Annotated in this window: 8 protein-coding genes and 1 pseudogene; 5 read left to right on the top strand and 4 right to left on the bottom strand. The window is 73.5% G+C overall.

The window, feature by feature from the left end; translation table 11 throughout:
• A partial coding sequence (locus tag VR44_RS29405; protein ID WP_045950653.1) for a hypothetical protein occupies positions 1 to 398 on the bottom strand: 398 nt, incomplete at its 3' end.
• Between the two features lie 169 nt (positions 399 to 567).
• On the opposite strand from VR44_RS29405, the gene VR44_RS29400 reads away from it, so the two are divergent.
• The gene (locus tag VR44_RS29400; protein WP_045950652.1) at positions 568 to 1,188 is read left to right on the top strand and encodes an L-threonylcarbamoyladenylate synthase; all 621 of its coding nucleotides are present in this window, start codon (positions 568 to 570) and stop codon (positions 1,186 to 1,188) included.
• A 29-nt stretch (positions 1,189 to 1,217) separates the two neighbouring features.
• On the opposite strand, the gene VR44_RS29395 is transcribed toward VR44_RS29400, so the two are convergent.
• A complete protein-coding gene (locus VR44_RS29395) occupies positions 1,218 to 1,868 on the bottom strand; it encodes a MerR family transcriptional regulator (protein WP_045950651.1) in 651 nt (216 codons plus the stop codon).
• A gap of 96 nt (positions 1,869 to 1,964) precedes the next feature.
• Between VR44_RS29395 and VR44_RS29390 the strand changes: the two genes are divergently transcribed.
• The 4 genes from VR44_RS29390 to VR44_RS43090 all read left to right on the top strand — a co-directional run bounded on the left by VR44_RS29390 (position 1,965) and on the right by VR44_RS43090 (position 4,428).
• A complete protein-coding gene (locus VR44_RS29390) occupies positions 1,965 to 2,483 on the top strand; it encodes a DUF4188 domain-containing protein (RefSeq protein ID WP_045950650.1) in 519 nt (172 codons plus the stop codon).
• 8 nt (positions 2,484 to 2,491) lie between these two features.
• The gene (locus VR44_RS29385) at positions 2,492 to 3,121 is read left to right on the top strand and encodes a hypothetical protein (RefSeq protein ID WP_045950649.1); all 630 of its coding nucleotides are present in this window, start codon (positions 2,492 to 2,494) and stop codon (positions 3,119 to 3,121) included.
• Positions 3,122 to 3,196: 75 nt separating this feature from the next.
• Complete coding sequence (locus VR44_RS29380; protein ID WP_045950648.1) at positions 3,197 to 3,430, top strand: DUF6296 family protein; 234 nt, start codon at positions 3,197 to 3,199, stop codon at positions 3,428 to 3,430.
• A 140-nt stretch (positions 3,431 to 3,570) separates the two neighbouring features.
• On the top strand, positions 3,571 to 4,428 hold the full coding sequence (locus tag VR44_RS43090) for a carbonic anhydrase (protein WP_211275143.1): 858 nt from the start codon (positions 3,571 to 3,573) through the stop codon (positions 4,426 to 4,428).
• A gap of 155 nt (positions 4,429 to 4,583) precedes the next feature.
• Here VR44_RS43090 and VR44_RS29370 read toward each other — a convergent pair.
• Both VR44_RS29370 and VR44_RS29365 read right to left on the bottom strand, forming a co-directional pair.
• Positions 4,584 to 5,774: pseudogene (locus VR44_RS29370) on the bottom strand (MFS transporter); the annotation flags it as partial.
• A 41-nt stretch (positions 5,775 to 5,815) separates the two neighbouring features.
• On the bottom strand, positions 5,816 to 7,348 hold a 1,533-nt coding region (locus VR44_RS29365; RefSeq protein WP_157880438.1), incomplete at its 5' end, for a hypothetical protein.

The raw sequence follows: 7,348 nt of genomic DNA, 5'->3' as shown, positions 1-7,348 counted from the left end.
GTGAGGCGGCCCGCCTCGGCGTGGGCGAGGGCGATCTCCAGCGGCCCGCCTGCGGCGGTGGGGAGCGTGCCGGTGCTGCCGAGGGACGGGTTCCACAGCAGGTCCGCGGTCCCGTGGGCGGTGGCCCGGACCCGCTGCTCCCGCCAGGTGCCGCACGGGCCGCTGGCGAAGGCGGGGGCGGCGCACCAGCGGGCGGCGGGGGCGGGGCCGCGGTCCAGGGCGCGCGGGTCCAGGGCCCGTCCGACGAGCAGGGTGACCGCCGCATCGCGCGCGGCGGGTGCGCCGGGGTCCTGCCGGGCGACGGTGTCCGGGGTCCGGCCCGGTGCGGCGGCGACGGCGAGCAGGGCTCCCGTCACCGCGGCCGCCGTGGTCCACACCTTCGTCCGCGAACTGGCCACGCGTCCCTCCCGGTTGTCGTGCCTGCCGATGGCAGCATCAAAGCGACCGGAAACCGGGCCGATGATCGTACGCACGGTCCTGGGGCCGAACGGGCACCGCAAGTGAACCCGGACGGAGCAGGGACGGCCTTGCGGAACGACCCGGTCCCCCGTCCCGTAGGCTCGGCGGATGGCGAAGTACTTCGACGTGCACCCCGAGAACCCTCAGCGGCGCACCATCAGCGGCGTGGCCGACAGCATCCGCTCCGGCGCGCTCATCGCATATCCCACGGACTCCTGCTTCGCGCTGGGGTGCCAGCTGGGCAACCGGGAGGGCCTGGCGCGGATCCGGCAGATCCGCGAGCTCGGCGACAAGCACCACTTCACGCTCGTGTGCCAGAACTTCGCGCAGCTGGGGCAGTTCGTGCACGTGGACAATGACGTGTTCCGCGCGATCAAGGCGTCGACCCCGGGTGCCTACACCTTCATCCTCAAGGCCACGTCGGAGGTGCCGCGCCAGCTGCTGCACCCGAAGAAGAAGACGGTCGGCGTGCGGATCCCCGACCACCTGGTGACCCAGGCACTGCTGGAGGAGCTGGGTGAGCCCCTGCTCTCCAGCACGCTGCTGCTGCCCGGCGAGGACGAGCCGATGACCCAGGGCTGGGAGATCAAGGAGCGGCTCGACCACGTGGTGGACGCCGTCGTGGACTCCGGGGACTGCGGGACCCGGCCGACCACCGTCATCGACTTCTCCACCGGCGAGGCCGAGATCGTCCGCCGGGGCGCCGGCGACACCGCCCGCTTCGAGTAGCGGGACCCGCCGGCCCCCGGGCCGGCCCCTCAGGTGATCCCGTAGCGGCGGACCGTCTCCTCCTGCTGCGCGATGCGGTGCATGGCCCGGAGGATCGGTTCGAAGAGGATGGTGGCGGCCACGGCCGCCTCCACCCGCTCCGACTCCGAGGGGTAGGTCTCCACGAAGTCCAGGTCGTGGACGGCGACCTGGTGCATCATCCGGGCGTAGGGGGTCATCATCTCCGCGTTCCACGGGTAGCCCAGCCGGATCAGCGAGGCGACCGCCTCCACCAGCGAGGTGTGGTCCGGGTTGACCGGCGCGAGCTCGCGGGCGCTCTCCCAGCCGAGTTCCTCCAGCATCAGGTCGACCTCCCGGCGCGCCGTCACCTGGGCCTCGTCGCCCTCCTCGGCGTCCGGTGCGGGCGGGTGGGGCAGCGCCCACAGGGCCGCGCCCAGGCGGAACGTGCGGCCCAGGGAGTCGTCGTCCACGTGCCGGAGCACCTCCCCGGCCGCCGCCACCGAGAGCCCGCCGACCTGGAGCAGGGTGCGGACGAGGCGCAGCCGGCGCAGGTGGGCCTCGTCGTAGTCGGCGGTGGTGGCGCTGATCCGGCGTCCGGGCGCCAACAGGCCTTCGCGCAGGTAGTACTTGATGGTCGCGGTGGAGACGCCACTGCGTTCGCTCAGCTCTGACAGCCGCATCCCTTGCGCCTTTCCTCGGATAGCGCCACTATCTCATCACGCCCTGTTGGAAAGTCGCGCTATCCACACGTCGAGCCCACACCGTCCGGAGGCCTCGTGTCCGCCAAGCCGATCCCGGGCCGCACCACGGCAGCCCTCGAAGGTGACGCCGTGGTCCTGCTCATCGGGATGCGCATCAACCACTTCTGGGCCGTGCACTCCTGGCTGCCCGTCTTCACCGGCATGCCGCGGATGCTGCGCGAGCTGAAGAAGGACAGGGCGCGCGGGCTGCTGAACCACGTCCTGCTCACGGCCTCGCCGCGCACCTACTACGTGGTCCAGTACTGGGAGTCCAAGGAGAAGCTCTACGCGTACGCGAAGGCGCCCGACGCCCTGCACCACCGGATGTGGGCCGCCATCAACCGCAAGGAACGGGCGGGGAGGATGCGCGGGCACGTCGGGATCTGGCACGAGACGTACGTCGCGCCCCAGGGCGGGTACGAGACGATCTACTTCGACATGCCCCCGTACGGGCTGGCGGCAGCCACGGGGGTGCTGCCGCTGGAGGAGCGCGGGCGCCGCGGCGCCGACCGCTTCGCCTACCGTCCGGCGGCACCGCAGGAACCGAATCGATAGGGAGAACGATGTTCCAGCACGGCAGTTCCCGGAGCGCCGCCGCACGGCGCGCCGGACTCGTGGCCGCACTCGGCCTGGGCCTCGCGCTCACGGCGGCGTGCGGCGGCAAGGACACCGGCTCCGGGTCCTCCTCGTCCTCGAAGGGCGGCAGCGGGTCCTGGCAGGCCGGCGACTGCGGCGGCCCCGACCCCAAGCAGGCACCGGACGGCTACCGGGCGATGGGCTGCGACGAGTCCGGCGCCACCTTCAAGGCCCTGGAGGTGACCTCGGCCGGGATCCTGCCCGGGTCGGTCCAGTGCCCGGCGGGGACGGACCTGATGATCCGCGTGTCGGTGTCGTACGGGTCCTCCAAGGACAAGTCGAAGGGCGGCGGGATCCCCACCCACACCGTCTGCGGACGCAACCTCTCCGGCGACCACCCCGGGGACGCGGGGGCCGGCGGCGGGCAGCTGGTGAAGGGCGACTGCGTCTCCTCCTCCGCCCAGGAGGTGGCCTGCGCGTCCGCCGGGCGCGACGCCTTCAAGGTGCTCGACCTGGTCAAGGAGAAGGAGCAGTGCCCGGCGGGCACCTCCGAGCCCATGGAGCTGACCCTGTCGATCGGGCGCCCCTACGACGTCATCTGCGCCGCGCCCGTCTAGAGCGGGCGCGGCGCCGCGGCAAAGAGGAGGCAAAGCCGGAAGGCGGGGAGGGCCGGGGCGGCCCACGATGGAGGCATGAGCACGGGACGCTACGAGCTGACGTTTCCGGGCAGCGCCGGGACCGACGGGGACACCGTGGTCGTGGACCGTACGGAGTCGACCGGTCCCGGCGGGCATCCGGTCTACGCCGACGCCACCGGCATCGTCCGCGCGGAGATCAGCGACCGGGGCGAGGTGCGCATGCTGGCCACCGGCGGCCACCAGGCCCCCTCCCAGCCCGTGACGGCGCGCCCCGTGCCCGGCTCCTGACCCCGCCCGCCCGGATGTGCGCCGACGGTGCGAACCCCGGCGGCTCCCGCTCGTGCCTGCGGCCGCCACGCCCGCGCCCCGTCCGATAGTCGCCTGGGTCCCCCCTACGGGACCCGCACGGCGACCCCGGAGGGAAAGCGATGGACAGCGCAGGACTGCCGCGCCGCAAGGCCCTGCTGGCCGGCGGCCTGGCGGCGTTCGCCATGGGCACGCTCTCGGCCTGCACGGCGAAGGCCACCACCCCGGCCGGCGCGGTCCGGGGCCGGCCGGAGCCCGCGGGGTCCACTCCCCGGACGAGCACACCGGCCGCCGCCTACGCGCGGCTGATGGAGGGCAACGAACGGTGGGTGGACGGCAATCTCCAGCACCCCGACCGGGACCCGACGCGCCGTCAGCTGGTCGCCCAGAGCCAGACGCCGTTCGCGGTGGTCCTGTCCTGCATCGACTCCCGGGTGCCGCCGGAGCTGCTGTTCGACACCGGGCTCGGTGACATGTACGTCCTGCGCACGGGCGGGCAGGCGGTCGACGCGGTGGTCACCGGCTCCGTCGAGTACGGGCCGCTGACCTCGGCCACCCCGCTGGTCCTGGTGCTCGGGCACCAGCGCTGCGGGGCGATCGACGCCGCGTACAAGGCGGAGCGCGACGGCAAAGCCCTGCCGGGGAACCTGGAGGCACTCGCCAAGGCGCTGCGCCCGGCGTACGAGCAGACGGTCAAGGAGGGCGGACCGGACCCGGTGGACCGGATGATCCGTAACCAGGTGCGGCTGACCGCGGACGACCTGCGCGCCAACGCCGACCTCGCTCCCCTGGTCGAGAAGGGCTCCCTCGCGGTGGTCGGCGGCTACTACTCCCTCGACACCGGCAAGGTGGAGATCCTCACGGGTGCCCTGCCCAGCGGGACGGCCGGCCCGACCGCCCGTACGACGCCGGAGCCCTCCGGGACGGCCGCGGGCACCCTGCCGCCCTCCGCCGCCCCGTCCCCGGCCGGCTCCCCGTAGCCCTCGGGACCGGCCCGGCGCCGGAGAACCCCCTGCCCACCGGCCTCCCGTCCTGGGGAGCCCCCTACCGCCGGGGAACGTACGGGCCCCCTGCCGGCCGCGGGGAAGCGGCCCGGCAGGGGGCTCACGTGCGACGCCCGCGCCGGCTCGGCCGGGGCGGTCTTCGCCGGGCGCGGGGCCGGGTACACCGCCTCCTGCGGGAGCCTGGGCTCCAGGCGCAGCACGCCCAGGGCGGAGACCGTCGCCCCGACCGCGAGGACCAGCCACATCGCCGTCGGCGACAGGGTGAGCAGAGCCGTCAGGACAGCCGGGGCCAGCGCGCTGGGCACCGCCCAGGAGAGCTGGTAGACGGCGAGGTGGCGGCCACGCGTCTCCTCCGGCGCGGCCTGCGCGCACAGGGCCGAGGCCGTGGCGCCGTGCAGCAGCTCGCCCGCCGTGAACAGGACCGTCGCGGCGAAGATCCCGACCAGGATGACGGACTTCTCGCCCACGGCGGCCAGGGTGGCGAAGACCACGAACGAGGCCGCGAACACCCCCGCGCCGAGGGCCACCGCACGGGAGCGGCGGAAGGCGACGAGCGCCCGGGTGACCGGGATCTGCAGCAGCGCGATCCCGACCGTGTTGACCGCGTACAGGACACCCACCAGCGAGGTGGAGGCGCCCAGGTCCTGGGTGACGTACGCCGGGATGCCGACGGCGAGCACCGTGTAGCCGAACGCGGTCGGCACGTTGAGCAGGGTCAGGGCGAGGAAGGGCCGGTTACGCGCGACGAGGCGGTAGCCGCCCTTGCGGGAGACGCGGGGGGCCGCGGCCCCCGGGGCCGTGCGCGGGATCGGGATGGACCCGAAGCAGACGGCCGCCAGGACGTACCCGGCCGCCGTGCAGAACACGATCACGTAGTAGAAGGCGTCGCTGCCCAGGGCGAGGACGCCGCCCGCGATCAGACCGCCCACGCCCAGACCGGCGTTGCGCAGGCTGCGCTGCGCGGCGAGCAGCTTGTCCCGCTCGTTGCCCTTGACGAACTCGGCGATGAACGACTGGATGGCCGGCGGGAACGAGGTGTCGCCCAGGGCCACCAGCAGGATCACGCCGAACATCGTGTAGCCGTTGTCCACCAGCGGGTACGTGCAGAAGCCCGCGGCCCGCAGCAGGTATCCGCCGGTGACGACGGCCTTGGCGCCGAACCGGTCGATGAGGACGCCCGCCGCCGGGTTGCTGATCAGGCCGATCACCGCGGCGGCCGTCATCAGGGTGCCGACCTGGGTCAGCGGCAGCCCGGTCACGTGGTGGAAGTACAGCAGCGACAGCGGCAGGTACATGCCGGCGCCGGTGGCGTCGACGACCATGCCCAGCATGTACCGCGTCTTCGCTGACAGGCGGGCCCCCGTCATGACGCGTCCCCGATCACGCTGTGTTCGCGCACCCACTCGCCGAGCTCGCGCAGCCGGCGCTCGCACTCCGTGCGGTCCGGCGCGGTGCCCACGGCGGCGGCGAGGAAGTCGGAGGAGCCGGAGGCCGGGGCGATGACCTGGCCCTCCTCGGCGTAGAGCCAGAAACCGTCCAGCCACGGCTCGTCGGGGACGGCCGGCAGTTCGCGCACCAGTCCGGGCCGCTTCATCATGAGCAGCTGGCCGGCCATGTGACGCGGCCTCGGCAGCCCGGCGGGGTCGTCGCCCTTGCGGACGGCCTCGTGGAGCGGGTGGCCGGCGTCGGCGCGGACGGCGTACTCGCCGAGGTGGACCCCGAAGAGGCTGTGGAAGACCTCCCGGATCTTGGCGCCGCCGGGGCGGCAGGCGATCTCGCACAGCACCAGACGGTCGTCGGGGGTGAGGAAGACCTCCATGTGGAAGGCGTGGTCGCGCAGCCGGGAGCCCTCGGGGGCCAGGGCGGCCAGCACCCGCTCGGCGAGGTCGAGCAGGCGCGGGGTGACCGGGTCGTCCTCGTCGAGGGTGAGGTCGATGCGCGGGCCCGGGTCGGAGGCGAAGGAGGACAGGTCGTACTGGTACTGCGAGGGCCAGGCCATGGCCACCCGCCCGTCGCGCACCACGCCGTCGACGTGGCACATGCGGCCCGGGACGAAGCCCTCCAGCAGGAGGTCGTCCCGCTCTCCGGCCGCGTACGCCTCGGCCAGGGTCTCCTCGAAGGAGGCCTGGTCGTGGAGGACGCGCAGGCCGATGGCGTTGAAGCCGCTGCGCTCCTTGAAGACCAGGGGGAAGCCCTCGGCCTCGGCGAAGTTCCGGGCCTCGTCGGCGGTGCGGGGCTGCACCCAGGCGGCGACCTCGATGCCGGAGGCCTGGGCGCGGGTCTTCATCAGGGCCTTGTCGCGGAAGGGCTTGACGTCGTCCTTCCAGGGGCCGCGCAGTCCGAAGCGCTGGCGCAGCCGGGCGGCGAGGTCCATGTCGCCCTCGTGCAGCACGGTCACGCCGGTGATCCGGTGCTCCTCCATCAGTTCGACGGCCCGGGCCTCGAACTCCGGGGAGTCGAAGTCGTCGTGGATCTCCAGGCGGGTGTAGCCGAGGTTGCCGTCGGGGACCTTCTCGCCGGCGAGTTCGATCTTCTCGCGGTTGGCGAGGACCACGATGTCGCCGGTGTGGTCCGGGAGCCAGGAGCGGTAGGGGAAGGGCTCCAGCGGGTTGCGGTGGATGATCAGCAGGTTTTCGCGGGGGGCGATCTCGGAGGGCTGCGCGAGGACGGTGGTGCCGTCGGGGTGGGCGAGGGCGACGCGGATGTGCTCGCGGATCACCTCGGCGCCGCGGCGGACCGCCGCCGTGGTGTCCTCGGCGGAGACGGCGATCAGGCCGAGCCGGTCCCAGTTGTCGGTGAGCACGCGCACGCCGTCGCCGGGCTTGGCGCCGACGGTGACGGAGATGACGCCCTCGGCGGCGCGGGCCTCGTCGAGTCCGGCGACGGACTCCACGGT

The sequence above is a fragment of the Streptomyces katrae genome (genome assembly GCF_000966975.1).
GTDB classification, from domain to species: domain Bacteria; phylum Actinomycetota; class Actinomycetes; order Streptomycetales; family Streptomycetaceae; genus Streptomyces; species Streptomyces katrae.
This window is presented reverse-complemented; position numbering and strand designations above follow the sequence as displayed.

Bases quoted from the DNA above. Each gene is read 5' to 3' on its own strand.
- VR44_RS29385 (WP_045950649.1), top strand. From the start codon at position 2,492: ATGTTCCAGCACGGCAGTTCCCGGAGCGCCGCCGCACGGCGCGCCGGA.
- VR44_RS29380 (WP_045950648.1), top strand. From the start codon at position 3,197: ATGAGCACGGGACGCTACGAGCTGACGTTTCCGGGCAGCGCCGGGACC.
- VR44_RS43090 (WP_211275143.1), top strand. From the start codon at position 3,571: ATGGACAGCGCAGGACTGCCGCGCCGCAAGGCCCTGCTGGCCGGCGGC.
- VR44_RS29395 (WP_045950651.1), bottom strand. From the start codon at position 1,868: ATGCGGCTGTCAGAGCTGAGCGAACGCAGTGGCGTCTCCACCGCGACC.
- VR44_RS29400 (WP_045950652.1), top strand. From the start codon at position 568: ATGGCGAAGTACTTCGACGTGCACCCCGAGAACCCTCAGCGGCGCACC.